Below are 26,297 nucleotides of genomic sequence, written 5' to 3' on the forward strand. Positions count from 1 at the left end.
CCCGAGCCCTTGACCAGGTCTCGCTTTACCGAGCTCAATCAGCGCGTGCGGTTCATGATGTTCACCGTGTTCCGGGTGGCCCCCGGCGCACTGCCGGATGTGCGCGCCGAGGTGGTGGACGATGCGCACGCCTATCTCGAGCGAGTTGCCGAGTCCGGTGTTTCGATCCGCGGAATCTACGACGTCGCAGGACTACGTGGAGATGCCGACTTCATGATGTGGACGCATGCCGACACCGTCGAGGGATTGCAGGCCGCCTACTCCGGTTTTCGTCGCTGCCGACTCGGGCGGGCGTGTACGACGGTGTGGAGTGCGGTCGCGCTCCACCGGCCCGCCGAATTCAACCGCACTCACATCGCGGCGTACGTGGCCGATGAGGAGCCGGGGCAGTTCGTGTGCGTGTACCCGTTCAACCGATCGCTCGAGTGGTATCTGCTGCCGGACGCCGAACGGCGACGGCAGCTCGCCGAACATGGCAGAGCGGCTCGCGCCTACCCGGACGTGCGGGCCAACACTGTGAGTTCCTTCGGGTTGAGCGACTACGAGTGGATCCTCGCCTTCGAGGCTCCGGACTCGAGCCGGATCGTCGACATGATGCGAGACCTTCGTGCGACCGACGCGCGTCGGCACGTTCGGTTGGAGACGCCGTTCTTCTCCGGCCCGCGAACCGGCCTCGATGCCCTCGTTGCGCGTCTGCCTTGAGGATCGCCGACTATCTCCAGAATGATTCGTGCAATATTAGTTATTGCACGAATCATTCTGGTAGCCTGGTGGCATGACCGCAGACATTGAGCAGGAGAAGGTCGGCAACGATCTACTCGCTCTCGACCGGCAGGTATGTTTCGCGCTCGCGATCGCGAACCGGGCGGTTCTCGCCGTCTACCGCCCCCTGCTCGAACCGATGGGGCTGACGCATCCGCAGTATCTGGTCATGCTCGCTCTCTGGGGAAAGGCCCCGATGGCGGTCAAGGAGATCGGGACCGCGCTGCAACTCGATTCACCCACCCTCTCGCCGCTCCTGAAGCGCCTCGAGGCGTCCGGACTGATCACGCGCACCCGCAGCCGGGCCGACGAGAGGCAACTGGATGTCGAGCTGACCGAAGCCGGTGCTGCGCTACGTGCGGAAGCCGAGAAGATTCCGCCCGCCGTGATCGAGAAGCTCGGGGTCAGCCTGGCCGAACTCGAAGAACTCCACGACGTTCTCACTCGCGTCAATCAGGCTGCGCTCAGAGCGGGCGCGCTCGATCAATGAGGACAATCATGTCGAATTCGACTTCAGTACAACGTGAACAGGTAGTCGTCATGTCGCGAAACACGCAACGAACCCGGCCCGGCCCCATACAGTGGCTGGGCTACGCGGTAGGCCGCAAACTTCCCGACTCGATGCAGGACTGGGTCCGCAACGACCTGGTCGGTGACTGGGCGGTTCCTCGGCACCTCATTCGCAGCATGGTCCCGTTCGTTCCGGTCTTCGCCGCGTTCTTCCTGTTCCCTGGACCGCTCGGACTGCGCGCCTCCATGGTCCTGCTCGGAGTGCTACTCGCCGTGTTCTACGCGGTGTCGTACATGGCGCAGAACCGATCTCGACGCCTCGAGAGGCACGGACTGCCGCCCGATCTGGAGAACCCGAGGAAGGCGTCCCGTCACGACGCCGAAAAGGCGGCGTACGAGAAGCTCCACGGACCTTCCGGCACCTGGGGCATCGAACGGCGGAGTGGCAACGAACCCCGCTGAAGACAGTCGATCAACCGATGCCGAGAATGGTCACATGGTGAGGACCATGCGATAGCGTGCCCGACCTTCCTCCATCGCTGCATAGGCCTCCGCCGCTCGAGTCAGAGGCCGTTCCTCGATTCGGGCGCGCACGCCTGACAGGACCGCGAAGTGCATCGTCTCTTCGACGTCGCGGGCGGTGCCGGACGGGTGGCCGGTGACATCGACGCCGGGAGTGATCAGCTGTAGAGGACTGATCGGCAGTGGGTCGGGCGTGACACCGACGACCATGAGTTCACCGAGCGGAAGCAGCCCACCGACCACATCACCCATCGCTTTCGAGTTCGCCGCGGTCCCCAGAACCACGGACACGCCACCGAGAGCCTGCAACGCTTCGCTGACGTCGCCGGCGGTGGAATCGATGTAGTGGTGGGCGCCGAGCTGACGGGCGTCGTCGCCTTTGTCGGCGCCGCGGGCGATGGCGATCGTCTCGAAACCCATCGCCCGGGCGAACTGCACACCGAGGTGGCCGAGTCCGCCGATGCCGAGGATGGCGACGCGGTCGCCCGGGACGGCCCTGGTTTTGCGCAGCGCGTCGAACGTGGTGACCCCGGCGCAACTCATGGGTGCTGCTTCCGCGAAGGACAGCTCGTTCGGAATCCGGGCCAGCGCATTTGCTGGAACGATCACCGACTCGGCGTATCCGCCGGGGTACTGCCAGCTCGGCACCTGCAACTTCTCGCAAAAAATGAAGGAGCCCTGACGACAGGGGATGCACTGGTTGCAGTGCCCACCGAACCAACCCACAGCGACACGGTCGCCGACGGCGTAGTGGTCGACGCCGTCGCCGAGTTCGGCGATGGTTCCGGCAATCTCGTGTCCAGGTGTCAGGGGCCAGGACATGTCCGGGAACGCGCCGTTGACGAAGGCGTGGTCGGTGCCGCACACTCCGCACGCCGACACCGCGATGCGTACGTGGTCGCGCGGGGGCGACCCTGTTTCGACGTCGACGAGTGTCAGCGGTTCGCCGGGGGCCTGGACGTGAACTGCCTGATGGGTTGGCATATGCATCCTCCCTGTCTGTCATCCTGGGCGATCGAGACCTACGTTTCAGTCAAGCCCCTCAGCTGAGCTCCTGACAAGGGTTGACGGGGTCCGACCCATCGGCTAAGTCTGCCGGACTCGAAGCTGGACTATCGGACAACTGCCGGCACGACCGATGAAAGTCGTCGAACGAGCATTGCGCGTTACGGACAGGCGAAGCGAGTAGGCGAGCTGCCGCGGACTCGTCAGTCATTGCACCTCGGCGGACCGACAAATCTATACCACGTGAAATCTATGGATTGTCGGCGCAATTCATCATTGCGATCGGGGTCGCCGAAAGCTGACGGTTCGCGTGCGCCTGGCTGTGCGGGCGCATCGAGTGTCGCGCGCAGCGACGGAAGTCATTCGGACCACGCGGAATTCAGGATCGCATCCACGAAGTCACCCCGGACGAAGCCGGGAACGAAGTGTGCCAGGACATCGGCTTTCACGTTGCCGAATGTGGTGTCCGGGCGGTCGTGGAGTCCGTCCGTGAAGGCAGCGAGGATCTCGTCCTTGAAGTCCGGCCGCGGGTGGGATGCAACGACGGCGGCGCGTTCCGCGTCGGTGATGGCGTCGTAGCCGATTCCGAGTACGTCGAGTTCGACGCCGCGGGTAAGCAGCGCGATCTCCGGGGCCATATGCAGTGGAATCTCGGGAGTGGTGTGGAGTGCGATGCTCGTCCACACCGTGTCTGCCGCGTCTTCACCGATTCCGTGGGAGCGGAGGAAGTTGCGGGCCTCGTCGGCGCCGTCGATCTCGAATCGCTGATCCGTTCGCCGGTATTTCGTCGTGAGGCCGAGGTCGTGGAACATGGCCGCGACGTACAACAGTTCAGGATCGAACGTGAGTTTCTGGTGTCTCGCTCGGAGCGAACCGAACAGGAATACGCGCCGGGAGTGGTGGTAGATCAATGGGTTCGCGGCCTCCCGCACCAGTTCCGTTGCCTCGGTGACCAGGGTGGTGTCGGGGATGTCGATGCCTGCGATGGTGTCGGTCATACATTTCTCGCTTCCGGAAGTTCTGGTCGGCAGGTGCGGCTGATCTACTTCACAGTGACATTGTCGACCGCGACGAAAACCGGTATTCCGGACCACTTCCGCACAGATCGGGACATGCCCTGTCGGCTGCTTTCAGCGGGTGGAGTGAAATCGCTGCCGATACGCCCGGGGAGAGACCCCGAGATGCTGGATGAAACTGCGTCGCAAAGTCTCCGGGCTTCCGAATCCGCTGTGTTGCGCCGCGGAAGTCACGGTGTGGCCTGCATCGAGCATGGCTTTTGCAGTGTCGAATCGGATCAGTTCGACGTACTTGGCCGGGGTGGTGCCCAACTCGTCCTGGAACAGCCTGGTCAGGTGCCGGGGACTGACGTTGGCGCGTGCGGCGAGCCGAGTGGCGGAGTGGTCACCGGCGGGGTCCGCGGCCACGGCATCGACCACCTCGCGGAGCTGTCCGGTGCGTGGCCGCGGCCCGCGCAGGCTGGGGGAGAACTGGGACTGCCCGCCTGGTCGCTGCAGGAACACCACGAGCGACTGGGCGACCGTTCGTGCCAGTTCGGTGCCGTGATCGCGTTCGACGAGAGCCAGGGCCAAGTCGATGCCTGCGGTGACTCCTGCAGAGGAGAAGATGGTGCCGTCCTCGACGAAGATTGCGTCGGGTTCCACGGTGATCCGGGGATATCCGCGCGCGAGGGTGTCGGCGTGCTGCCAGTGCGTGGTCGCGCGTCTACCGTCGAGGAGCCCGGCCGCCGCCAGGATGAACGCACCGGTGCAGATCGAGGCCATCCGGTCGGCCTTGGCGGCCAGAGTGGTGGCCGCACCCGCGAGTTCCGGGCTCACCGGCGTCGACGGAAATCGGTCGCCGCCCATCACCAGCGCGGTCGACAGACGACCTGTGTCCGCGGCGTCGACATCGATGGAAATCCGCATCCCGGTGGACGAGGTCACGTCGACCGCCCCGACCGAGCACAGCACCAACTCGTACGTGGGGCCGAGTCGATTGGCCTCCGTGAAGACCTCGGATGGACCGGCGACGTCGAGCATCTTCACGCCGTCGAACACGAGCACGCCGACACGGTGGGGCACATCCATGAGCTCATCTTCCTCGCCTCATGCTTTCAACGGCCCGCCGGCTCGGACCCTTCGGTAGGCCCGGTGTTGACACCGGGGGTGCTGGAGGTCACAATTCGCATAGTTGACATGACTGTCACGTCATACTTTGTTCGAGTGCCCGAGGAGGCAGGATGACCACGTCCATATCCGATATGCGAGAGTTGGGCCGACGGGTGAGCAACTGGGGTCGCTGGGGCGCCGACGACGAGCGGGGGACCACGAATCTCATCACGCCCGAGTGTGTGGCGGCTGCCGCGGCGCTGATTCGGACCGGCAAGATCTTCGAACTGGGCATCCCACTCGACGGTGACGGGCCCCAGCCGGGAGGCAATCGGATCAATCCGATCCGACTGATGGCCGAGAACGGGCAGGAGCAGGTGCTTCCCGGCGGCTTCAAATGGGCCGACGACTATGTCTTCATGCCGCTGCAGGCCGGCTCGCAGTACGACTCCCTTTCCCATGTGCACTACGACGACCAGCTCTACAACGGGCATCCGGGATCCGGCGTCACCGTCAAGGGTGCCGGCAAGTGCGGAATTCACACCCAGGCGAAGGGGATCGCCGGGCGCGGCGTGCTGCTCGACGTGGCCCGGGCACGCGGTGTGGACTGGCTCGAAGCCGGGACCGCGATCACCCCGGACGAACTCGACGCCGTCGCCGCCGCTCAGAACGTCGAGATCGGTTCGGGCGACATCGTGATGATCCGCACCGGTTGGCGCGCAAAGTTTCTCGCCGACCATGACCCGGCCGGCTTCATGGCCGGTGAGCCGGGCCTGAGCCTGTCGTGCGCGTCCTGGCTGCGTGAGCGCGACGTCGCGGTGGTGGGCTCGGACAACTGGGCGGTCGAGGTGATGCCCGGCGAGAACCCTGGGGCGCTGTTCGAGCTTCACATGGTGCTCATTCGGGACATGGGCATGACCCTTGCCGAGTTGCTCGACTTCGAGGAGCTGTCCGCCGCCTGTGCTGCCGACGGCATCTACGACTTCTTCTACGCCGGACCGCCCCTACAGTTCACCCGCGGTGTGGGATCGCCGATCAACCCCCTCGCTATCCGGTGAGCACCGACTCCACCGCCACCTCACCAGTACCTAGGAGAAACTGAATGCTGGTCAGCGACATCGTCGAATACGGCGCGCGCAAACATCCCGACCGGATCGCGCTGCGATTCGAGGACGAGGCAGTGACCTACGTCGAGCTGCGTGACCGCAGCAGACGGCTTGCCGGCGCTCTGCTCGGCGTCGCGGCTCCGGGGGACCGGGTCGCAATCTTGTCCACGAACTGCACCGAATACTTCGACTGCTACTACGGTGTGCCGATGGCCGGGATGGCCTTGACCATCCTCAACTTCCGCCTGCATTCCGACCAGATCGCCGCGCTGATCGAGCACTCCGGTGCGACCGTGCTGATCGTGGCCGCGGAGTTCGCCGGAACTATCGAACAGATTCGCGATCGAATCCCGTCGGTGCACACCGTGGTCTCCATCGGAACCGCCCCGGGAACCCTCGGCTGGGACGAGTTCGTGGGCGACGGGCCTGCGCCGGCGCCGTCGGTGCGACCGGCACCGGACGACATTGCGTGGCTGGTGTACACGTCGGGCACCACCGGCATGCCGAAAGGTGTGATGATCAGTCATCGCAGCCTGGTCAGCGGGATCACGTCGTCGGCGCTGCAGTGGGCACTGCCGGAGGACACGGTCTTTCTATTCTGCTTCCCGCTGTGCCACGTCGGCGGGTACGTGACGTTACTCAACCACCTGATGGGCAGCACCGTCGGCATTCTCCGCACGTACGACAATGCGACGTTCCTGCGTCTGGTGGAACAATGGAAGGTCACGCAGACGGGCCTGGCGCCGACCATGATCAACTTCCTGCTCCAGGATCCCGCACTCGACGACCACGACCTCAGCTCCCTGCAGGCAATCGGCTACGGCTCGTCGGCAATCCCGGCCCAGGTACTGCGTCAGGGGCTCGAACGCCTCCGCTGCGACTTCTACCAGGGCATGGGAATGACGGAACTCGCCGGCAACGTGCTGCACCTCGACTACGACGCGCACCGGCGTGCCGCCGGCGGGGAGAGCGAACTACTCGCGGCCGCAGGAAAACCCATGCGCCTGATCGACTTCCGCATCGTCGACGACACCATGCGCGACGTGCCCACCGGTCAGGTGGGGGAGATGGTGATCCGCGGCGACCAGGTGATGACCGGCTACTGGCACGACGAGGACGCGACCGCCTCCGCATTCACCGACGGATGGTTCCACACCGGCGATCTGGTCCGCCGCGACGACGAGGGCTTCGTCTACATCGTCGACCGAAAGAAGGATCTGATCATCAGCGGCGGTGAGAATGTCGCGTCTCTGACCGTCGAGCAGGCTCTCTACCGTCACCCCGCCGTCGCCGAGGCCGCTGCGATCGGCGTCGAGGACGAGACCTGGGGCGAACTGGTCTGTGCGGTCGTCGTTCTCCGTGAAGGCGCCACCGCCACCGCGGACGACATCATCACCACCTGCCGAGAACAGCTCGGCGGATTCCAAGTACCCCGGCGGGTCGTCTTCATCGACACCCTGCCCAAGAACGTCACCGGAAAAGTCCTCAAACGCGATCTGCGTGAACGCTTCTCTCACGTAACTGTCTAAGCCCCACACCAGCGCACGGCGGCGACGACTCCTCGTCGCCGTCGCTGCGCCCTGCCGACAACACCTGAGCCGGGCTAGCTTCCGGCTCCCCTGCCTTCCATCAACGGAGCGACCATGAAACGCATCCTCGCCGTGGGCCTGACAGCCCTGTGCGCCACCGCGTCCCTGAGCGCATGCTCGGGCCGTGACACCGCCACCGCCGCAGGTGACTGCGACCCCGGCATCACCGACACCGAGATCCATTTCGGCACCAGCTTGGTGCAATCGATCGCCGGGCCCCAGGCGACCGCGGCATCGGCCCTGTTCGACGAGGTGAACGCCACGGGCGGCGTCGCCATGGGTGATGGCAAGTCCCGCAAGATCATCTACACCGCACTCGACGACGGGTACGACCCGGCGCGCACGGTCGGCAACGTCCGATCGCTGGTCGAACAGCAGCAGGTGTTCGCGATCCAGAACCTGATCGGTACCGCGTCGACCCTCGCCGTCGTCGACTATCTCGCGCAGAAGAACGTCCCGCTGGTGTTCCCCATGACCGGCACCGACGAACTGCTCGCCACCCTCGGCGAGCGGCCCGTGGTCGCCGGTGCGGTCAACCCGCAGACCGGCTGGGAGGTAGCCGAGCGCGCCGAGCAGATCCTGCGCGATCACCCGCAAGCGAGGGTTGCGGTGCTGTATCCGAACGACAGTCTGGGCAACGGCAGCCTCGCTGCCCTGGCATCCGGCCTCGACGGCAGCGGCGCGCGGATCGTTGCACAGCAGTCGTACGAGCAGACCACACCGTCCGTGGATTCCCAGGTCGTCAACCTCGCGAGCTCCGGGGCCGACGTCTTCGTCAACTTCGCGACCGCCAGCTTCGTGACGCAGTCGTTGAAGAAGGCGCACGAGCTGGGCTGGAAGCCGGAGACCTACATCTACTCCGGCGCCACTGACACGAACTTCGTTCTGGCGCCGGCCGGTCTCGACGCCGCCGAAGGCGTGCACTCCTTCTACTGGATCTACGACGTCAGCAGCGCCGACCACGACCAGCGCCCGGGCATGCGCAACTGGCGGGCGTTCGCCGAGCGGCATGCCGAAGCGATCAAGTCGACCGACACCATCGCGGCGACCGGGTACAACACTGCTCAGCTGCTGGTCGCCGCCCTCGAGCAGATGAAGGGGTGCACCCGCGCCGATCTGCTCGCCTCCGTCCGGAACCTGCAGGGAGTCACCACGGACCTGTCTATCGACGGTGTCACGTTCGATACCAGCGCGGACTACCCGTACGCGATCACGTCGATGGCTCCGATGACCTTCCGCGACGGCAGTTGGCACTACGACGCTGTGGTCACCCGCAGCACCGAGCGATGACCGCCGGACCCCTGGGGGTGCCTCCGCTGCAGGTGAACGACGTTCGCCTGCGATTCGGCGGAGTCGTCGCCCTCGACGGGCCATCATTCACGATCGAACCCGGCCAGATTGTCGGGCTGATCGGCCCCAACGGCGCGGGGAAGACCACCCTGTTCAACTGCATCAGCGGGCTGTACCAACCGGAGTCGGGACAGATCACCTTCGGGTCTGCCGACCTGCTCGCGCTGTCGGCGGACGCGGTCGCCGAGGCCGGAATCGCGCGCACGTTCCAGAACATCGGCTTGTTCCCGACGATCTCGGTGCTCGACAACATCCTTACCGGGGCGTACTCACGCACCCGGGCAGGTTTCCTCGCCACCGCGTTGGGACTGCCGCGCACCCGCCGGGAGGAGGCCGACGAACGGCAGGAGGCCTGGGCGCTTCTCGAATCGATGAATCTCGAGCACGTCGGCCGCGAACCGGCAGGCAACCTGCCCTACGGCACGCTCAAACGGGTCGAGCTCGCACGCGCACTGATGCAACGACCCCGGCTTCTGATGCTCGACGAACCGGCGAACGGCCTGATCCACGAGGAGGTCCTCGAACTCGCCGACACGGTCCGGCGCCTGCGCGACGAACGGGGATTCTCGGTGCTGCTCGTCGAGCACCACATGGCCATGGTGATGTCGATCTCCGACCGTGTGGTGGTGCTGAACTTCGGGCAGAAGGTGACCGAGGGCGAACCGGCCGAGGTCGCTGCCCATCCCGAGGTCATCGAGGCATACCTGGGCGGTGCCGCATGAACATGCTCACCGTCGAAAACCTGCATGCCCGGTACGGGCGCGCGGAAGTGCTGCACGGCATCGACTTCCAGGTACCGGCAGGGGAGGTGACGGTGGTGCTCGGCGCGAACGGGGCCGGGAAGACCACCATTCTGCGATCGATCTGCCAGTTGGTGCGTACCACGGGGCGCATCACCCTCGACGGCCGCGACATCACCGGCATGCGGACCGACCGGATCGCCCGCCTCGGTGTGGCCCACGTACCTCAGGGGCGCGGCACATTCGGAGACCTGACGGTGGAGGAGAATCTCCGTGTCGGTGGATACACCACCTCTGCCGCCGCCACCCACCGGGCGATCGAGCACTGGTACGACTTCTTCCCGCGACTACGGGAACGACGACGGCAACAGGCAGGCGGGCTCAGCGGCGGTGAGCAACAGATGCTCGCGATCGCCCGGGCACTCGTGGCAGGTCCGAGGCTGCTATTGCTCGACGAGCCGTCTCTCGGCCTGGCCCCGCGCATCACGCAGGAGGTGTTCCGCGCGCTCGGCCGGATCAGCGAGGAGACCGAGACGACGATCCTCGTCGTCGAACAGAACGCGCACCTCGCTCTCGACATCGGGACGTCTGCGGTGCTCGTCGACGCCGGTCGTGTCGTCGCCCAACGCGCTGCCGCCGGATTGGCCCACGACGAGTCGGTGCGCCGCGCGTACCTCGGCTACTGAGCACAGGAGAGTGGTCATGGATGTATTTCTTCAACAACTGGTGGACGGGCTCACGTGGGGCGCCCTGTACGGCGCGTTCGCGTTGAGCATCGTCCTGGTCTACCGAGCCTCCGGGATCGTCAACTTCGCGCAGGGGGAGATGGCGATGTTCTCGGCGTTCTTCGCGTGGCAGTTCCACCAGTGGGGTGCGCCGCTGTACCTCGCCGTCCTAGGCGCGATGGTGGTGGCCTTCGGCGGTGGCGCCGTCGCCGAACGAGTCCTGATCCGCCCACTGGCGTCCTCACCGAACCACATGCCGTTGGTCATCATCACTCTCGGTTTGATGCTGGTACTCAACAGCGCCGCGGGGTGGATCTGGGGTGTGCAGAGCAAGGAGTTCCCGGCGATCGCTGCCGGACCGGTACTCGCCCTCGGTCCGGTCGCGGTCTCCCGGCAGTCATTGGTGATCGTCGGGGCCGTCAGCGTCGTCGCGGCGCTACTGTTCGTCCTGTTCCAACGCACCAAGGTCGGATTGGCGATGCGGGCGGCGGCCGCCAACCCCGACTCCGCGCAACTGATCGGGGTCCCCGTCGGTCGCATGCTGATGATCGGCTGGGGCCTGGCGGCGGCCATCGGGGCCCTCGCCGCCGCCCTCGCGGCGCCACAACTGTTCCTGCAACCGAACATGCTCGTCGCCTCGCTGATCTACGCATTCGCCGCCGCCGTTCTCGGCGGCCTCGACAGCCCGGTCGGCGCTCTCGTCGGCGGGTTGTGTGTAGGTGTCGCGGAAAACCTTGCAGGCACATACATTTCCTGGATCGGACACGACTTCAAACAGGCTGTCGCGCTGGCGCTCATCCTCGGGGTGCTGCTCCTCAAACCCGAGGGCCTGTTCGGTGCACGAAAGGTGGCCCGGGTATGAGAATCGTCGAACTCCTTCGCCGGCCCCGCGCCGAACTCGACCCACCGCGGTGGCTGGCAAGCGCCACCGTCGTAGTGGTGGTTCTCGTAGCGGCGGTGGCACCGCTGGTGTCGGCGCCGTACGTCAACTTCGACCGCTCCATGGTGCTGGTGTACGTGGTGGTCGGGTTGGGACTGAACCTGCTGACCGGCAACACCGGTCAGATCTCGCTCGGCCACGGCTTCTTCTTCGCCGTCGGCGCCTACCTCAGCGCCGTGCTGGTCGAGAACCACGACGTCCCGCACCTGCTGCTCCTTCCGATCGCGTTCGCGGTCTGCTACGTCATCGGGTACCTGTTCGGCCTGCCCGCCCTGCGCCTGCACGGACTCCAATTGGCACTCGCCACGCTGGGTCTGGCGCTGGTGACCCCCGCGGTGATCAAACGGTTCGAACACGTCACCGACGGACAGGCGGGAATCAACGTCGCCGGTGCCGAACCGCCCGGCTTCAGCGGACTCGAACGCGACCAGTGGGTGTACTACCTGTGCCTGGTCGTGGCGCTGATCGCCTACCTCGTCGTGCGACGGCTCTCCACCGGCCGAATCGGCCGATCACTGATCGGAATCCGAGACTACGAAGCCGTCGCCACCACTCTGGGCGTCCCCGCCACCCGCACCAAGACGACGGTGTTCGCGCTCAGCGCGGCACTCGCCGGTGTCGGCGGCGTGCTCTATAGCTTCGTGGTCCAGTACGTCGGACCCGAGGCATTCGGGCTGCCGCTGGCGATCGCCTTCATCACCATGATCGTCATCGGTGGCCTCGGCACCGTTCCGGGCGTCGTGTTCGGCGCGTTCTTCGTGCAGTATGTGCCGCAGTGGACGGCGGAGATCAATCAATCGGCGGCCGGCATGACCTACGGAGCCGCGCTGATCGTCTTCATCTTCGTCCTCCCATACGGGGTGATCAGCCTGGTCCGATGGGCGCTGGGGCCACTGGTGAGCAGGATCCCGGGCACTCGCTCACACACCCGGTCGACGACGCCGGCCGATGAGGATCCACGGGAACTGGTCGTCTCCCACTGACGACTGACATCGGCCGCGAAAACAGGCAGTGCCCGGCGGACGGATCCGCCGGGCACTGCCTGCTGTTCGCGTTCTATCGGTTCAGGTGCCGGGGAGCGGCCACACGCAGACGGGCCAGCACCGCGATCGAGATCGCCCGACGCACCCCGTCGTCCGAATAGTCCAGCGCTCCCACGCGCAGCCGAGAGGCGAGCTCGGCCTCGGAAACGCACCCGAGCGCACCGAGGGCGTCACCGAGAACGGAGTCGATGCCGTTCCCGGCGTCGAGTTCGCGTCCCGCGGTGCGCAGCAGGTTGACGCAGATCCGCAGCAGATACCGCTGCCGATCGTGCGTGCCCTCGAGAGTGGGGCCGATGTCGGTGGCCAGCGTGTCGGCGACCAGATCGACGATCTCGGTGACGGTGGGCCGCCCGTGTACGGTGGGCCCGGGCGGGGTGGTCGGTGGAGTAGGCACGGAGTCGTCGAGCACACCCAGCACATCGAGCAAGTCGTACTCGGATTCGCAGACCCGCCGTCCGATTGCCGCCAACTCGAGAGACGGCTCCGCCCCACCGAAGTGACGTTCGGCCTGAAACCTGCTCAGGACCAACCATCTCAGCGTCCCGAAGGCTTCCCACCAGTGCAGTTCGGCCACCGAGGGGCGTGTCCCGGTGGCCTTCTCGTAGCCGTCGAGGAGCTGTTCGCGGGTACCGATGCCGGCGACCGGTGCGGGCGCACCGAACCGCCACGCCCGCACACACAACCAGCCGAGGTCCTCGACGGGGTTGCCGAGGTGGGCGAGTTCCCAGTCGAGCACCCCGCGGATGCCGGTACCGGCGACGAGAAGGTTTCCGATCCGGAAGTCACCGTGTACGAGGGTATTCGGGCGATCCGTCGGGCGGTGATCGCGCAACCATCGCAGACCGGCCTCGACCGCCGGACGGGGATCGTTCAGGTCGCGGTAGACGGCCTCGATCGCGTCCACCGGGTCGGTGGCGTCGAGCATGTCGAGAGTGTCCAGGGGAGTGCGATGGATCCGGCCGAGCACGTAACCCATGTCCACGGCAAGGTGGCTGCGCACCGCCTCGAACGCCGGATCCTGCTGCAGCCTCCGGGGGAGTGCCTCTCCTTCCACCCTGTCCATGAGCAGGTACGGAGCGTCGATGCCGGGCGCTGTGTCGCCGGAAGCAAGGACCACGGGCACCGGTACTCCGGCAGAGGCGGTGGCCCGCAGGCACGCCACCTCCGCCCGCATCCGGGCGGCGTCGCCGTGCCCGGGTGGGTCGCGGCGCAGCACCACCGGCAGAGGACGCCCGTCCGGGCTCTCGGCGTCGACGGCCCACACCTGCCGGCTGGCACCGCCGGTGAGTTGCCGGGGTTCCCCGACGGTCGTCCCTGTTCCATAGGCGGCAGTCAGCACGGCGCGGACGCCGTCTTCGAGGGTGACGGGGGCGTGAGTCATCGCCATGGGGCGGCCTCCGGATCGCGCAGCAACCGACGGGCGGTGGACATGCGGTGCACTTCGTCGGGTCCGTCGTAGATACGTGCGTACCGCGCCTGCCGGTACATCCGTTCGAGCGGGGTATCGGCGGTCAGGCCGAGGGCTCCGTGGATCTGGATGGCACGGTCGACGACGTCGTGCAGCATGCGGGCACCCCAGAACTTCACCAACCCGATGCGGACCCGGGCATCCTCCCCGGCGTCCATCGCGCGGGCGGCATCGAGCGTCATGAGCCGGGCGGCGTGGATCTGGGCGGCGGATTCGGCGATGTAGCGGTGCACTTCGCCCTTCTCGGCGAGCAGGGAACCGTGGGCGAAGCGGGTGTTTGCGCGGTCACACATCAGCTCGTATGCCCGCTGCGCCTGCCCGAGCCAGCGCATGCAATGGAAGATCCGACCAGGGCCGAGCCGGTCCTGGGCCACCGCGAAACCCTTGCCGCGCTCGCCGAGGAGGGCGGAGGCCGGAACGCGGACGTCGGTGAGCCGGACCTCGTAGTGATCACTCGGGTTGTGCCCCATCGTGGGGATCGAGCGGACGATCTCGAATCCAGGGGTGTCGGTCGGCACGATGATCGCACTGATGCGCTCGTGCCGCGGGGTGGTGTCGGGTTCGGTCCGCGCGAAGACCGAACAGTAGCCCGCATCCTGGACTCCGGTGGTGAACCACTTGTGCCCGTTGACCACCCAGGTGTCGCCGTCGAGTTCGGCACGCGTGGCGACGAGAGTGGGATCCGAGCCGGCCACTTCCGGCTCGGTCAGACCGACCGAGGGGAGCAGGTCGCCGGCGACCATCGGGGGTATCCATCGCTGCTTCTGCTCGGGGGTGCCGTGTTTGTGCAGCATCAGCGTGTCCTGCATGGAGACCGAGCCGACGGCCATCTGACCGAATTCCGAGCGTCCGATGATCTCGTTGAGGTAGACGAAGTCGAGGAAGGGGACGCCACCCCCCCCGAGCTCGGCGGGGTGGCCGAGTGCCCACAGGCCGAGTTCCTTGGCTCGCTCGCGCAATTCGGCGAGTGCCTCGTGCGCGGCGCCGTCCTCGTTCACCAGGACGGGTTCGGCGGGGATGACGGTCTCGTCGATGAACGAGCGCATCTGCGCGCACAGTTCGGCGAGGGGAACGGCGGAACGGGTGTCGGTCATGTCAGTGCTCCCGTGGATGGGCGGCCGGCGTGCGCAGAGGCAGGGTGGCGGCGGAGTCGACGTATTCGTCGATGCGGGTGATCCGGCCGCCGGCGACGCGGACGAACAGGCTCGCCGGCACCTCCAGCAATCCGTGCCCGGGCAATGTGGCGCGCAGTACGTGCTGCTGAGCGAAGCCGTCCGGCAACTCGTGGCGGCGGATGTCCTCGTAGCGCAGGTCGTCGAGGGTGCGTGAGAGCCAGCGCAGCACGCGCAGGTTCTCGGTGACCGTCTGCTCGCGCCCGTCGTCGTTGTGCCAGATCCGTGCGTCAGGTGCATACAGTTCGGTCAGCGTCGTCTCGTCGCCGTCACTGACGGCGGCGAAGAAGCGATCGGCCAAGTCGTTCATGATCATTCGTCACTTCCGTGCGGTGCTGCCGCTGTGGTCGGCGAAGCGGGTCGTCCGTCCCGGTGGCGGCAGCGAGATGGTCAATTGCAGGCGGCGCCGGCCGGTACCGGTAGGCCTCCGGCCTGGAGCAGTCCGCTGGGGAGGGACTTGTGGAGCAGGCGCTCAGCCAAACGGGCGGCGGCGAGTTCCCTGTCGATGTCGATGCCGGTGGTGATGCCGCCATCTTCGAACATGTAGACCAGTTCCTCGGTGGCGATGTTGCCGCTGGCTCCGGGCGCGAAGGGGCAACCACCGAGGCCACCGACGGAGGCGTCGAATTGGCGGATGCCCAAGGTGTACGCCGCCCATGCATTGGCGAGGCCCTGACCGCGGGTGTTGTGCAGGTGCAGGCCGAGATCGATGTCGGGGGCGGCGGCGCGTACCCGGGTGAGCACGTCGGTGGTGCGCACCGGTGTCCCGGTGCCGATGGTGTCGGCGACCGACAGGGCGTCCGCGCCCGAAAGAACTGCACGGCGAGCGATTTCGGCCACCCGATCCGGTGGGGTCGGGCCGTCGAACGGACAATCGAAGGCGATGGCGATGATCACTTCGAGATGGCCGCCGGCCTGGTGGACAAGTTCGGCGACGGAGGCGATCAGCGCGATCGACTCCTCGCTGCTGCGGCCGACGTTGGCTCGGCTGTGCCCGTCGGAGGCGGACACGACGTACTCGAGGCGGGACACGCCGGCCGAGAGTGCCCGCTTCACCCCGCCGAGTCCGGCCACCAGCGCCGAGAACGTCACGTGTGGCCAGCGGCTGAGGTGGGCGGCGACGCCCTCGGCGTCAGCCAATGCCGGGACTGCTCGCGGGGAGACGAAAGACGTGACCTCGATGCGTCCGACGCCGGTGGCCGCGAGTGCGTCGATCAGCTCCAGCTTGGCCTCGGTGGGAATGGGCCTCTCGATCTGCAGTCCGTCGCGGGGTCCGACCTCACGGATGTCGACCCTCGGTGGGGTCTCGGTCATGAGATCGTGCCCTGATCGCGCAGCGCGGCGAGCCGTTCGGTGTCGTAACCGAGGAGCTCGGTCAGCACCTCGTCGGTGTGGGTTCCCGGTCTGCTCGGCCCGCCCCAGCGGACCCCGCCCGCGGTCTCGCTGAGTTTCGGGATCACCCCGACTCCCTTCACCGGTTCGGGGTCGAATCCTTCGTCTCCGGGCCCGAGGGACGGGTCGACATGGTCGACGAAGATCTCGCGGGCGTTGAACTGCGGGTCGGCCAGTACCTCGGCAACGGTGTTGACCGGTCCGGTGACCACCTCGAACTTCGTCAACAGTTCGATCAGGTCGGTGGCCGGGAAACCGGCCGCCCACTCGGCGATGAGCGCGTCGAGTTCGTCCTGGTGATCACCGCGTGCGGTGTGGGTGGCGTAGCGGACGTCGGTGGCCAGCTCCGGACGATCCATCGCGGCAGCCAGGCGCGCGAACAGCGTGTCCTGGTTGGCCGCGATGATCACCCACAGTCCGTCCTGCGTCCGATACAGATTGGACGGTGCGACGCGATCGAGTCGGGTGCCGGAGGGTTGCCGGACATGGCCGGTCTTGTGGTAGTCCGGAACGGTGGATTCCTGAATGGCCAGGGCTGCCTCGGTGAGCGCGGCGTCGACGATCTGACCCCGTCCGGTGCGCTCGCGCGCGATCAGTGCCGCGAGGACACCCTGGAAGGCGAACATCCCGGCGAGGCTGTCTCCGAGGGAGAGAGCGATCCGGGGCGGCGCCTGTCCGGGAAACCCGTTGAGGTGGCGCAATCCGCTGATGCCTTCGGCGACCGAGGCGTATCCGGGACGGCCGGCGTACGGTCCGGTCTGGCCGTATCCGGAGACCCGAGCCAAGACCAGCCTTGGGGAGATCTCCTGCAGGACGTCGTAGCCGACGCCCCAGCGCTCGAGGGTTCCGGGCCGGAAACTCTCGACGACGACGTCGGCGGTGGCGACGAGGTCGAGGAAGATCTGCCGTCCGGCTTCGGTTCGCAGGTCGAGATTGACGCAACGCTTGTTGCGGGCGTGCACGGACCAGAAGTACTGGTGCCCACCCTCGGCCTGCCCCCAATCTCGCAGTGGGTCAGGACGATCCGGAGCCTCGATCTTGATGATGTCGGCCCCCATGTCTCCGAGCAGCCGTCCGCAGTAGGGGCCGGCGATCAAGGTGCCCAGTTCGAGTACCCGCAGGCCGTCGAGTGCTCCCGGAGGGATCTCATCAGTGGCGGTCGAGGGCGGCGCATGCGTTGTCATGGTGCTTGCCTTTGGGGGATGAGAAGGGATGAAAATTCGGTGCTCAATCCCGGTTCAGCCCGAGTGCGCCGAGGCACATCTGGTCGAGGGTGTCGAGCAGAGCCGCCTCGTCGGCCTCGTCGCCCTGGATCAACCACAGATACAGGGTGTGGTCGACCATGGCGGCCATGGCGCGGGCGGCCAGTACCGGGTCGAGGGTGGCCGTCACCAGGCCGTCCTGCTGCCAGCGTGCGATGGCGCGGGAGGTCCGGTCGATCAACTGACGACGGTGCTCGTGGCGAAGTTCGCGGAACTCGGCGTTGAAGGTCGCGACCTGTTCGACGATCGCCATCAGCCGGGCGTTTCGGCGATAGGCCTGATAGTACGAGCGGTTGGAGGCGATCAGCTTCTCCGCCGGGGACAGATCCGTATCGGTCGGCTCCCGGCGGTGCATGTCCTCGAACAGTCGCGTGCTCAGCTCCCGGAACACGTCGTCCTTCGACTCGAAATAGCGGTAGAAGGTGCCGTAGGAGACCTTCGCCTCCTGGGCGATGTGTTCGACCCGGGTGTCGAGGAATCCGACTGTCTCGAACACCTTCTGCGCAGCGTCGAGGAGTGCGTCACGCGTCTTGCGACCACGCGCGGTCAGGGTGTCGGCCGTCGCCGGCGTGGACGGGGTATTGACAGATGACTTGCTCACAGACAAACTCTCCCAATAGATGACATGACTGTCAAGTCATTTTTGATCGCTTCTCGCGACGACTTCACCACATCGGAAGGACCGCTATGAGCACTTCGAACTCCAAGTACGAACTTCGTGGTATCAACCACCTCGCGCTGGTGTGCTCGGACATGCAACGCACCATCGATTTCTACTCAGGCGTGTTGGGCATGCCCCTGATCAAGACCATCGAGCTGCCGGGGGATCTGGGTCAGCACTTCTTCTTCGACTGCGGCAACGGCAACACCATCGCCTTCTTCTGGCTGGCCGATTCCCCCGAGGCTGCGCCCGGTCTCGCCGCCCCCAAGGGACTGCCCGACGAGGGCGAACTCGCCAGTGCGGTGGGATCGATGAATCACGTCGCGTTCGCGGTGCCCCCGGAACAGTTCGACGAGTACTACAGCCGGATGCAGGCCGAGGGAATCAAGGTCAGCCGGATACTCAACCACGACGACAGCCCCTCCGGTGTGTCCCGGCACGTGCACTCGGGCACCTTCGTGCGCTCGTTCTACTTCCAGGACCCGGATGGTGTCTTGCTCGAATTCGCCTGCTGGACACGCACCTTCACTGAATCCGACGTCTCGCACGAACCGAGGACCGCCGCCGACCGGCGCGTACCCACCGCATCCTGACCCTGCCCGCCGTCCGCCGTCCGAAAGGAGCCGCAGTGCCCCGCTTACGGGAAGTGCCCCGCGCCGAAGTCACCGACGAGAAGATCCTCTTCTTCTACGATCGACTGTTTGGACCCGACAAAGATCCTGCCGTCGATCACGGCACCGTGCACGGCACTCCCGGCGACTGGTGGACCGTATTCGCCCAGTCACCGGATGTGTTCCGGCACGCCGTACGCGGGTTCTCGCTCTACCGCAACGCCTCCCTGGACCCGCTGCTGCGCGAACTGGGACAGGGCCGGGCCGGGTACGCGCGCGGAAGCCAATTCGTCTTCTCCCAGCACTGCAAGCAGATGCGTACCCTCGGGATGCCCGAGGAGAAGATCGCGGCCGTTCCGCACTGGCAGGTCAGCGACTGTTTCTCCGCACTCGAGCGGGCCGTGCTTGCCTACACCGACGGCCTCGTCTACGACGGCGGCCGGGTACCGGACGAGGTGTTCGCGGTGCTGAAGACCCACCTGACGGATCCTGAGATTCTGGAACTGACCTACATCACCAGCCTCTACGACATGCACGCGACCATGTGCCGCGCTCTTCGTCTCGAATTCGACGACCGGCCCGAGTTGGTCGCCGAGGTCGAGATTCCTGCCGGTGTCTCAGTTCGGGATCTGTCGGCCGACCTGTCCGGGGAATGACCTGATGCTCGAACATATGTACAGCAACAGTATTCAGGGTGCGGGTCGTCTGCCTTACGTCGCCTGTCCGACAAGGTGCGCTGATGTTCGGGGGCCTCGTGGTCGTGGACCGGGGGAGACGCCGAGCACGGAGAGTGTGCGACGCTCTTTGTCCGGCAAGGCGTCGGCCCTCCACTTCTTCACCGCCCGGTAGAGCCACTGGCCCACCTGTTCACCCTCAGCGGTGACATAGTTCGCGGGAACAAGTGCGTTGCCGTGCTCTTCCCGGTAGGCGGCGATGGCGGTGAGCATCCGTCGTCGCTTGGCGTCGGTACGTGACACGGCCGGAAGTGGGACGTCGTCATCGCTCCACAGAAATCCGATCGCGTCGAGTTGCTCGATGCGCTGGGGCGGCAGAGTGCCGAGCATGCGGGCAATCCGCTGGCGGTCCTGCCAACGTCCCAGTCGGAAACCGCATTTGGTGACGTAATCGGCCGGGACCGAAGTTCGGGGGTGCTGGTGCTGAAAGGCGCGGTAGAGCTGCAGTGCGGAGGTTGCGGGCCTGTTATCTCGCATCGAGATCGCATCCTTGTGAAAGCCGTCGAGCATTATCCGGATAGTCATCACTTCAAGTATGTCAACGAGTTTGACGATCTGTCACGAAAGTCGGCTCGTGTCGCCCGGGGAATGCAATCTCTGCCGGGGCGACGAATTCCCGAATGTGGCGCTAGTCGTGGATGTCGACAGCGATTCTCGTCGGTTCTATGAGAGTCGTGACCTGGAACTGCGGGTAGTCGGTACGGAGGCCGACGAACGACTGGGTGCCTCTCTCGTAGTTGGGTGTGAGGTGCACCTCGACGACGCTGTACGCCGCGGGGTCCGACAACGGGTCAGGTCCGTTGTACGCGGCGATCCCACTCTCGGCCGCGGAGTCCGTGTCGAAGAAGTAGATCTGCAGGATCGATCGACCCTGGATTCGTGCCGCGGTCTCTTGGCCGCGTTGCGTTGCCTCGGAGACGTATTCGGCGCCAGCGAGGTGCGTACGTGCCGCCGAAGTCGTAGACGATGCGATCGAATCTGTCGTGACGTTCGATGTGCACGCCACTGGCCGTTACTCCGGGGACGGGTGGAACGACCAGTGTCCTCGGGCCCGGTGTTGTCGGTGTTGTCGGTGTGGGAGGATCGGGGATACCGGGACCCGCGTTCGGGTCCGTCGGCGGGGAGGATCCGGTGGTTGGGGCGCGGCACCTCCGCCGGATTGTGCAGCGGGGACCATGCTCCACGGGATCGTCGTTCCTTCGACGGATCCCACTTGTTCGCTGGGCGACTGGCAGCCCGCCGCCAGGGCGATACAAGTCGTCGTTGCGACGAACAGGATCGGTGTGCGCGTTTCGCCCCTCATGGTATTGGTATCGACCTGCGCCGACGAGATGTGACTCGCGCAGCCGGAGGGTGTGGATCTGGACGTCAAGTGCCTGAGCGTGCGTAGCCGGGACTTGCTTCAGGGACACGCCATTGTCCGGTACCTTGCGGATGGGGGCCCCAGATAGCCCGAGATCGCATAGCGTGCGGACCAGGTCGAGGCGAGCCGCTGCCCCGTTGCGCTCAGCCAACTGGACGAAGGACTAGAGCTCGTTGTCATCCACGTAGCAAGAGTGTGGTGTCCACGACCTGCTCGCCGACATGTGGCACTCCGCGCCGGATCCGTAACAGACCATTCGGTCTGGACGATCAAGATGCCGAGGTCTTATACCGACACAAGGAGCGAGAACAATGGGTTCGTCTGAAGTCTTCACCGATTTGGTCGCCTGGGGTGCCGAGGGTTTCCTGAACGGAAATCCGGTGCAGTCGGCAGTGGGCACCGTGCTGTTCCTCGGCCTGGGACTCTGGGACCTCGTCACGGGTGCACCCATCGTCATCTGAGCCGGCCAGATGCTCGGCCGCGGGGCTTCGACACGTCCCCAGCGGGAATGTCCGACGCCAGACTTCTTGCTACTGAAAGGATCTCAATGAGAAACGCTATTGGCGTTGCAGCACGCGCCACGGCCGCCGTCGTATCGGGGCTGGCCTTCACAGCGATCATCAGCTCCGGCACCGCCCAGGCGGACCCCCAGGACTGCATCATCCAGCGGGATGCCTTCAGCGCGACGGCGACCTGCCATGACACCGATGCGCCCGCCGGCAGGGAGTACGCGCTGATCGTCGACTGTTGGGGCCTTCACGGCATCCCCAACGCCTTTCCGTTGTATGCGATCGGGCCCTTCAGCCAGTCCAGTCCCTCATTCGTGCCGACAGGTCAGGCCACCGGGGCTTGCAGCACGAATTGGGGTGCCCCCTCGTTGAATGCCGGCGTGATCACCAACGCCCGCGTGGAGATCTATCGCCAGTAACAGATAACAGGGACGCGACCGCGTGTTCGCCGAACCCGTGTACTCGGTTGGGCTCTCGCGTCATGGCTTCACCGCATCACCAAGGCGAGGGCCGTAGCGCCAACGACCGTGCGCAGAGCTGACCGAACAGGGACCCGCTTTTCGGCGCGTGGACCCTTGCGGGTGTGCGCGCTGGGCGCCGATCTCGTCGCGGTGCGAGTTCGTCAATCGGGAAGATCGTTGGACGTGCAACTGCAGACACCGGCCGGTGACGGACGAAGTCGACTCCGCCGGTGACAGCCGCTGCGACCTCGGAAGGGCGACCGATGGGATTTGTTGCCGGGATGGGAGCGGCTTCTCATGCTTGTCTGTGCGCGGAGCTTCGGATTGTGGAGGTGCCCGGCAGGTATTTCGCGCCGGTGTCGTCGGGAGCGGCGTCCTCGCAGAGGTGGGGGCTGGAATCGAACCTCATCGCTGTTCTGGCGTCGTCGTAGGTGGGCCAGCCGGGATCTCCGTGGGTAGCGAAGTCGAGCCAGGTTTGGTGCATCGCGTCGGTGAGTGCGCCGGGTGCGGCGTCGCCGATGAGGCCGCGGCATGCCTGTGTCGTGTCGAAGACGAAGGGGACGTCGAGGCCGTGTGCGGCGCCGTGCAGTGGTGATCGCCAGGCGAATTCGTAGACGTAGGTGGGGCCTGGGTGGCGGCGCGCGGTGCGGCGGCTCGGTGATCTGAACATCAGGTCCGTGTAGGCGGTTGTGAGTGCGTGCGCGGGGGTGACGGCCGGGTCGTGGAGACCGTGTCGTTCGAGGAGCGCTTCGGCATCGGGGTAGGTGGCGGCCAACTCGGCTACGGCGTCACGCGCGTCGAAGGCGGCGAACTCGTCGGCACCGAAACCGAGGTTGACTTCCTCGAGTGTTGTGCCGATCAACAGGTCGACGCCGCGCGAGTGTGTGCTCGGGACTCCGACCGGATCGGGGAGGACGTCGTCACCCGTGGTGGGGAGGAACAGCGCACGACGGTGGCCAGGATCGAAACCGTTGTCGTCGCGCAGGTCCGGGTGGGGTTCGTTTCTGAGCAGCGCTGCCTGCGCGCGTAGCAGCTCGGGGGCAGAGAATGCTCGGAATGCGTCTGTGGTCGGGGAGGTTCCGAGCCTGGCAGCGAGTGCCTTCGTGAGTTCTTCGGTGAGCTCGAGCCGGCGGGCCATCTCGTCGTGTCCGCTCTGGACTATCGCGCGCTGGAACAGTCCGGCGGCCAGCGGGGAGTGCAGCAGGAACGCGACCGAGGAGCCGCCGGCCGATTCGCCGAAGACGGTGACGTTGTCCGGGTTCCCGCCGAACCCGGCGATGTTGTCGCGAACCCAGCGCAGTGCTGCGATCTGATCGCGCAATCCAATGTTCGTGATCTCACCGGACAGTGCGAGGAAGCCCTCCGCCCCGAGTCGATAGTTGACGGTGACCAGGACGACGCCGTCGCGCGCGAACGAGGTGCCGTCGAAGGCGGGGGCGGCGCCCGACCCGATCACGAACCCGCCGCCGTGGACGTAGACCATCACCGGAAGCCCACTCGTGCCGGGGTCGGGTGTCCAAACGTTGAGATTGAGGTATTCGCCGTCGCCGGTGACCCATCCGGGCCCGATCAGCGGCGCCAAATTCGCGTGGGCGGGATGCAAGTGTGGCTGGGGTGCGGTCGCGCCGTAACCGGTGGCGTTCCTGGTCCCTGCCCATCGTTCGGCAGGGGCAGGGGGTGCGAATCGGCGTTCGCCCGCTGGAGCTGCCGCGTAGGGTATTCCCAGGAATCGGGCGACCCCGTCGGTGTGGTCACCGGAGAGTCGCCCTGCCTCCGTTCTCACGGTACGGACGGTCATCAGCGACGCCCCCTTTCGTATGTGCGCATCACGCTGGATGGTCGGGCCGAGGGTGGTGTGTGAAATCGGCGCCCACCTGGTCCAAGCCTGCCATGGGCTTCGGTGTCCGGCCTGAGAGCTCTGCCGTCAAGTCGTGTTGTGGGTCGTGATAGACGACTCGGACGACGGTCCGCTCGAGGCAGCGCATGACCTAGCGGAAGCTGTTCTAGATTCGTCTCACCGCAGGAGTGGGATGCCACGCAGCTGCTGATCCGGGACCCGAGCGCGACGCCCAAGCTGCCGCTCGACGCCGCTCGAGTTCGTACCGATGAAGTCCGGAATCTCGCGTGGTCTCACATCGCGCGGTCTTGCGCTGGTACGCGAGAGGTGAAAGGCGGATGAGTAATGCTGCTGCAGAACCGCATCACGATCGTCCACGGGGGCAGTGGCGCCGTCGGCTCCGCGGTCGCGCGGGCGTACGCGCGGGAAGGCGCTGAGGTGCACCTCACCGGACGCACGCGAGCCACGCTCGAGGATGTCGCCCACAGCATCAGGGACGAGGGCGGGATTGCGCACGTCGCTGTTCTCGATGCGGTGGACCGGGACGCCACCCGTCTGTTGCTGCCGCGGCGCCCGAGCTACGCCGATGTCGCCAACGCGGCCGTCTTCGCCGCGTCCGACTGGGCCACTGCGATGACCGCGACCGAGATCAACCTCACCGGGGGCGCTGTCGTCGACTGACACGAGGCTGCCGGTTGGACGAACACCCACAGGCACACGACTCGAGGAGACACCAGTCGACGGCCGCCGCTTCGGTGTCGAGTGTCCCGTGGGCGGCGATGATGGCGAGGTCCGCATCCCACGAGAAGGTCCCAAAGTTGAAAATCGTTGTCCGCGAACACGTCGAAGTCGAGGGTAGCAACCACCCGCGGAGGGGATGAGCAGGTGCTGCCAACAGGACTGCGGTCACCGGACTCTCGGATGGTGTTGGATTCGTCGAGACCGCGGTGAGGGCCGATCAACCGTGACGAACTCGTGGTCGAAGCGGCGGGATCGGACATGTTCCAGCTCAGATCGGCGGGTCATCCGCGTGCCTCGACCAAGTTAAGTATCTTGAGGGGCGTCATTATATTTACACGAAGGGACAGGCCCACATGACCCGCACCATCGCAGTGGTCAACCATAAAGGTGGCTCCACCAAGACCACGAGCACGGTCAACCTCGCCCAAGCCCTCGTCGAAGCCGGCTACACCGTCCGCGTCATCGACCTCGACCCACAATGCAACGCCACCACCTGGCTCGGCGCCACGCCCGAAGCCGTCGACAACGATGTCCTGTCGGTACTCATGCTGGTTGCGAGCATCGAAGACGCCACCACCATCACCGCGTCCGGGATTCACCTCGTTCCTGCCACCAAGGAACTCGATTCCGTCGGGCCCTACTTCCTCAAGAAGCCCGGTGCACACGGCATCCTGCGCAAAGCCCTCGCCAGCGCTCCCGAGGTCGACTTCAACCTCCTCGACTGCCCCGGAGACTTCGACCACCTGACCATCAGCGCACTCGTCGCCTGCACCGAAGTGCTCGCCGCTGTCATGACAGGAGCCATGGAACTCGAAGCGCTCATGCGGATCGAAAACTACATCACCCAGCAGGTCGAGCTGCTCAACCCCAGCGCACGGCTCAATCACATTCTGTGCGGCCGCGTCGAACTCGGCCAGGTCATCGACCAGCAGGTCCTTGCCGCGCTCCGCGAGACCTACGCCGAGCAGACGATGCGCACCATCATCCCGAAGTCCGTCCGAGTCAGCGAAAGCTACAGCGCCGAAGAACCCGTCGTGAGGTGGGCACCGTCCTCCTCCGCAGCTCGCGCCTACCGCGACGCCGCCCAAGAACTCGTCGAAAGGGACCCCCGATGACCGTGACACGTAAACCCGGACTCGCAAACAACCCCCTCGAACGCCGCCACCAGCCCCGCACAGGCGCCCACCAGGACGGGACGTACTCGAGAACGAGTCGCAAGGACCTCCTGACGAACGTGACACGTAAAGCCGGACTCGCAAACAACCCCCTGGAACGCCGCAAGCCACGACTGCCGAACCTCGTCGAACAGGGCGTGGACCTCGCACAAGGAGCAGCCACCATCGCCGAACCTCAACCGGGGCCGGTGGCCCGCGGCGAGGAAAAGAAGACCACCAAACGGGTGCCCGCAGACAAGAAGCAGGTATCCGTCTACATCAACAGCGCCAAGGTCGAAAATGGTAAGAATGCCATCGCTGCCATCGGCCACATCGCCGGCGCCCCCAACAGTTGGTCCAACCTCGTCGACGAAGCCCTCGACCAGTACCTCGCCGTTCTCGAACGCAGATACAACAGTGGCGAACCCTTCCCGCCGCGCAACGCCGAATTCGTCCGGGGATCACGCATCAACTAGCCCGCCCCGGAGCAGTCACAATGACACGACCGGCTCGTCAGTCGATCGTGGCAGGC

Annotated in this window: 29 protein-coding genes; 17 read left to right on the forward strand and 12 right to left on the reverse strand. The window is 65.8% G+C overall.

The window, feature by feature from the left end; translation table 11 throughout:
- Nucleotides 1-9: 9 nt before the first annotated feature.
- The 3 genes from hemQ to GO592_RS11735 all read left to right on the forward strand — a co-directional run bounded on the left by hemQ (nucleotide 10) and on the right by GO592_RS11735 (nucleotide 1,734).
- Nucleotides 10-702 carry a hydrogen peroxide-dependent heme synthase gene (gene hemQ / locus GO592_RS11725; RefSeq protein ID WP_043792728.1) on the forward strand — a complete coding sequence of 231 codons (693 nt, stop codon included), beginning with the start codon at nucleotides 10-12 and terminating at the stop codon, nucleotides 700-702.
- Nucleotides 703-775: 73 nt separating this feature from the next.
- On the forward strand, nucleotides 776-1,252 hold the full coding sequence (locus tag GO592_RS11730; RefSeq protein ID WP_172650839.1) for a MarR family winged helix-turn-helix transcriptional regulator: 477 nt from the start codon (nucleotides 776-778) through the stop codon (nucleotides 1,250-1,252).
- Between the two features lie 50 nt (nucleotides 1,253-1,302).
- The gene (locus GO592_RS11735; RefSeq protein ID WP_037202753.1) at nucleotides 1,303-1,734 is read left to right on the forward strand and encodes a DUF5313 family protein; all 432 of its coding nucleotides are present in this window, start codon (nucleotides 1,303-1,305) and stop codon (nucleotides 1,732-1,734) included.
- 30 nt (nucleotides 1,735-1,764) lie between these two features.
- Here GO592_RS11735 and GO592_RS11740 read toward each other — a convergent pair whose 3' ends face one another.
- From GO592_RS11740 to GO592_RS11750, 3 genes are all read right to left on the reverse strand, one after another.
- Complete coding sequence (locus GO592_RS11740) at nucleotides 1,765-2,778, reverse strand: alcohol dehydrogenase catalytic domain-containing protein (RefSeq protein ID WP_202715141.1); 1,014 nt, start codon at nucleotides 2,776-2,778, stop codon at nucleotides 1,765-1,767.
- 380 nt (nucleotides 2,779-3,158) lie between these two features.
- The gene (locus GO592_RS11745) at nucleotides 3,159-3,797 is read right to left on the reverse strand and encodes an HD domain-containing protein (protein WP_202715142.1); all 639 of its coding nucleotides are present in this window, start codon (nucleotides 3,795-3,797) and stop codon (nucleotides 3,159-3,161) included.
- Between the two features lie 132 nt (nucleotides 3,798-3,929).
- Nucleotides 3,930-4,886 (reverse strand): GlxA family transcriptional regulator, encoded by a 957-nt coding sequence (locus GO592_RS11750; RefSeq protein ID WP_202715143.1) that lies wholly within the window; start codon nucleotides 4,884-4,886, stop codon nucleotides 3,930-3,932.
- Nucleotides 4,887-5,038: 152 nt separating this feature from the next.
- Between GO592_RS11750 and GO592_RS11755 the strand changes: the two genes are divergently transcribed.
- From GO592_RS11755 to GO592_RS11785, 7 genes are all read left to right on the forward strand, one after another.
- Nucleotides 5,039-5,965: a cyclase family protein gene (locus tag GO592_RS11755; RefSeq protein WP_172650835.1), complete on the forward strand. Its 927-nt coding sequence runs from the start codon at nucleotides 5,039-5,041 to the stop codon at nucleotides 5,963-5,965.
- Nucleotides 5,966-6,009: 44 nt separating this feature from the next.
- Entirely contained in the window at nucleotides 6,010-7,542 is a 1,533-nt protein-coding gene (locus GO592_RS11760; RefSeq protein WP_202715144.1) for a long-chain-fatty-acid--CoA ligase, read from the forward strand.
- A gap of 114 nt (nucleotides 7,543-7,656) precedes the next feature.
- Nucleotides 7,657-8,892: an ABC transporter substrate-binding protein gene (locus GO592_RS11765; protein WP_172650833.1), complete on the forward strand. Its 1,236-nt coding sequence runs from the start codon at nucleotides 7,657-7,659 to the stop codon at nucleotides 8,890-8,892.
- Nucleotides 8,889-9,674, forward strand: a complete 786-nt coding sequence (locus GO592_RS11770; protein ID WP_144286857.1) for an ABC transporter ATP-binding protein — start codon at nucleotides 8,889-8,891, stop codon at nucleotides 9,672-9,674. The genes GO592_RS11765 and GO592_RS11770 overlap by 4 nt, the downstream gene beginning before the upstream one ends.
- Nucleotides 9,671-10,378, forward strand: coding sequence for an ABC transporter ATP-binding protein (locus tag GO592_RS11775; RefSeq protein ID WP_172650832.1), 708 nt, complete (start codon nucleotides 9,671-9,673; stop codon nucleotides 10,376-10,378). Before GO592_RS11770 ends, GO592_RS11775 begins: the two co-directional genes overlap by 4 nt.
- Before the next feature lie 16 nt (nucleotides 10,379-10,394).
- On the forward strand, nucleotides 10,395-11,279 hold the full coding sequence (locus tag GO592_RS11780) for a branched-chain amino acid ABC transporter permease (RefSeq protein WP_202715145.1): 885 nt from the start codon (nucleotides 10,395-10,397) through the stop codon (nucleotides 11,277-11,279).
- Entirely contained in the window at nucleotides 11,276-12,340 is a 1,065-nt protein-coding gene (locus tag GO592_RS11785) for a branched-chain amino acid ABC transporter permease (RefSeq protein ID WP_172650830.1), read from the forward strand. Before GO592_RS11780 ends, GO592_RS11785 begins: the two co-directional genes overlap by 4 nt.
- 73 nt (nucleotides 12,341-12,413) lie before the next feature.
- On the opposite strand, the gene GO592_RS11790 is transcribed toward GO592_RS11785, so the two are convergent.
- From GO592_RS11790 to GO592_RS11815, 6 genes are all read right to left on the reverse strand, one after another.
- Nucleotides 12,414-13,787 (reverse strand): phosphotransferase family protein, encoded by a 1,374-nt coding sequence (locus GO592_RS11790; protein WP_237737202.1) that lies wholly within the window; start codon nucleotides 13,785-13,787, stop codon nucleotides 12,414-12,416.
- Complete coding sequence (locus GO592_RS11795; protein WP_202715146.1) at nucleotides 13,778-14,962, reverse strand: acyl-CoA dehydrogenase family protein; 1,185 nt, start codon at nucleotides 14,960-14,962, stop codon at nucleotides 13,778-13,780. The genes GO592_RS11790 and GO592_RS11795 overlap by 10 nt, the downstream gene beginning before the upstream one ends.
- Nucleotide 14,963: 1 nt before the next feature.
- Nucleotides 14,964-15,356, reverse strand: coding sequence for a nuclear transport factor 2 family protein (locus GO592_RS11800; RefSeq protein ID WP_237737203.1), 393 nt, complete (start codon nucleotides 15,354-15,356; stop codon nucleotides 14,964-14,966).
- A gap of 74 nt (nucleotides 15,357-15,430) precedes the next feature.
- Nucleotides 15,431-16,354, reverse strand: a complete 924-nt coding sequence (locus GO592_RS11805; RefSeq protein WP_202715147.1) for a hydroxymethylglutaryl-CoA lyase — start codon at nucleotides 16,352-16,354, stop codon at nucleotides 15,431-15,433.
- Nucleotides 16,351-17,616 carry a CaiB/BaiF CoA transferase family protein gene (locus GO592_RS11810; protein WP_202715148.1) on the reverse strand — a complete coding sequence of 422 codons (1,266 nt, stop codon included), beginning with the start codon at nucleotides 17,614-17,616 and terminating at the stop codon, nucleotides 16,351-16,353. The genes GO592_RS11805 and GO592_RS11810 overlap by 4 nt, the downstream gene beginning before the upstream one ends.
- A 43-nt stretch (nucleotides 17,617-17,659) precedes the next feature.
- Nucleotides 17,660-18,295, reverse strand: coding sequence for a TetR/AcrR family transcriptional regulator (locus GO592_RS11815; RefSeq protein ID WP_112298309.1), 636 nt, complete (start codon nucleotides 18,293-18,295; stop codon nucleotides 17,660-17,662).
- 86 nt (nucleotides 18,296-18,381) lie between these two features.
- Here GO592_RS11815 and GO592_RS11820 point away from each other — a divergent pair, with 86 nt between their 5' ends.
- Together GO592_RS11820 and GO592_RS11825 are read left to right on the forward strand one after the other, a co-directional pair.
- The gene (locus GO592_RS11820; protein ID WP_172650826.1) at nucleotides 18,382-18,948 is read left to right on the forward strand and encodes a VOC family protein; all 567 of its coding nucleotides are present in this window, start codon (nucleotides 18,382-18,384) and stop codon (nucleotides 18,946-18,948) included.
- Nucleotides 18,949-18,983: 35 nt separating this feature from the next.
- Nucleotides 18,984-19,622, forward strand: coding sequence for a carboxymuconolactone decarboxylase family protein (locus GO592_RS11825; RefSeq protein WP_172650825.1), 639 nt, complete (start codon nucleotides 18,984-18,986; stop codon nucleotides 19,620-19,622).
- 54 nt (nucleotides 19,623-19,676) lie between these two features.
- On the opposite strand, the gene GO592_RS11830 is transcribed toward GO592_RS11825, so the two are convergent.
- Both GO592_RS11830 and GO592_RS11835 read right to left on the reverse strand, forming a co-directional pair.
- Nucleotides 19,677-20,177 (reverse strand): helicase associated domain-containing protein, encoded by a 501-nt coding sequence (locus GO592_RS11830; protein ID WP_172652278.1) that lies wholly within the window; start codon nucleotides 20,175-20,177, stop codon nucleotides 19,677-19,679.
- Nucleotides 20,178-20,328: 151 nt separating this feature from the next.
- The gene (locus tag GO592_RS11835; RefSeq protein ID WP_237737204.1) at nucleotides 20,329-20,706 is read right to left on the reverse strand and encodes an AMIN-like domain-containing (lipo)protein; all 378 of its coding nucleotides are present in this window, start codon (nucleotides 20,704-20,706) and stop codon (nucleotides 20,329-20,331) included.
- Nucleotides 20,707-21,374: 668 nt separating this feature from the next.
- Between GO592_RS11835 and GO592_RS11840 the strand changes: the two genes are divergently transcribed.
- Complete coding sequence (locus tag GO592_RS11840) at nucleotides 21,375-21,524, forward strand: hypothetical protein (RefSeq protein ID WP_166680588.1); 150 nt, start codon at nucleotides 21,375-21,377, stop codon at nucleotides 21,522-21,524.
- A gap of 86 nt (nucleotides 21,525-21,610) precedes the next feature.
- Nucleotides 21,611-21,991, forward strand: a complete 381-nt coding sequence (locus GO592_RS11845; protein WP_172650824.1) for a hypothetical protein — start codon at nucleotides 21,611-21,613, stop codon at nucleotides 21,989-21,991.
- A 337-nt stretch (nucleotides 21,992-22,328) separates the two neighbouring features.
- On the opposite strand, the gene GO592_RS11850 is transcribed toward GO592_RS11845, so the two are convergent.
- A complete protein-coding gene (locus GO592_RS11850) occupies nucleotides 22,329-23,831 on the reverse strand; it encodes a carboxylesterase/lipase family protein (RefSeq protein WP_202715149.1) in 1,503 nt (500 codons plus the stop codon).
- Nucleotides 23,832-24,215: 384 nt separating this feature from the next.
- Between GO592_RS11850 and GO592_RS11855 the strand changes: the two genes are divergently transcribed.
- The 3 genes from GO592_RS11855 (at nucleotide 24,216) to GO592_RS11865 (ending at nucleotide 26,241) form a co-directional block, all read left to right on the forward strand.
- Nucleotides 24,216-24,551 carry an SDR family NAD(P)-dependent oxidoreductase gene (locus GO592_RS11855; RefSeq protein ID WP_202715150.1) on the forward strand — a complete coding sequence of 112 codons (336 nt, stop codon included), beginning with the start codon at nucleotides 24,216-24,218 and terminating at the stop codon, nucleotides 24,549-24,551.
- Between the two features lie 413 nt (nucleotides 24,552-24,964).
- Nucleotides 24,965-25,726, forward strand: coding sequence for a ParA family protein (locus GO592_RS11860; RefSeq protein WP_172650822.1), 762 nt, complete (start codon nucleotides 24,965-24,967; stop codon nucleotides 25,724-25,726).
- Nucleotides 25,723-26,241: a hypothetical protein gene (locus GO592_RS11865; protein WP_005253169.1), complete on the forward strand. Its 519-nt coding sequence runs from the start codon at nucleotides 25,723-25,725 to the stop codon at nucleotides 26,239-26,241. The genes GO592_RS11860 and GO592_RS11865 overlap by 4 nt, the downstream gene beginning before the upstream one ends.
- Nucleotides 26,242-26,297 lie beyond the last annotated feature (56 nt).

It is taken from the genome of Rhodococcus sp. 21391 (assembly GCF_016772255.1).
Lineage (GTDB): Bacteria > Actinomycetota > Actinomycetes > Mycobacteriales > Mycobacteriaceae > Rhodococcus_F > Rhodococcus_F opacus.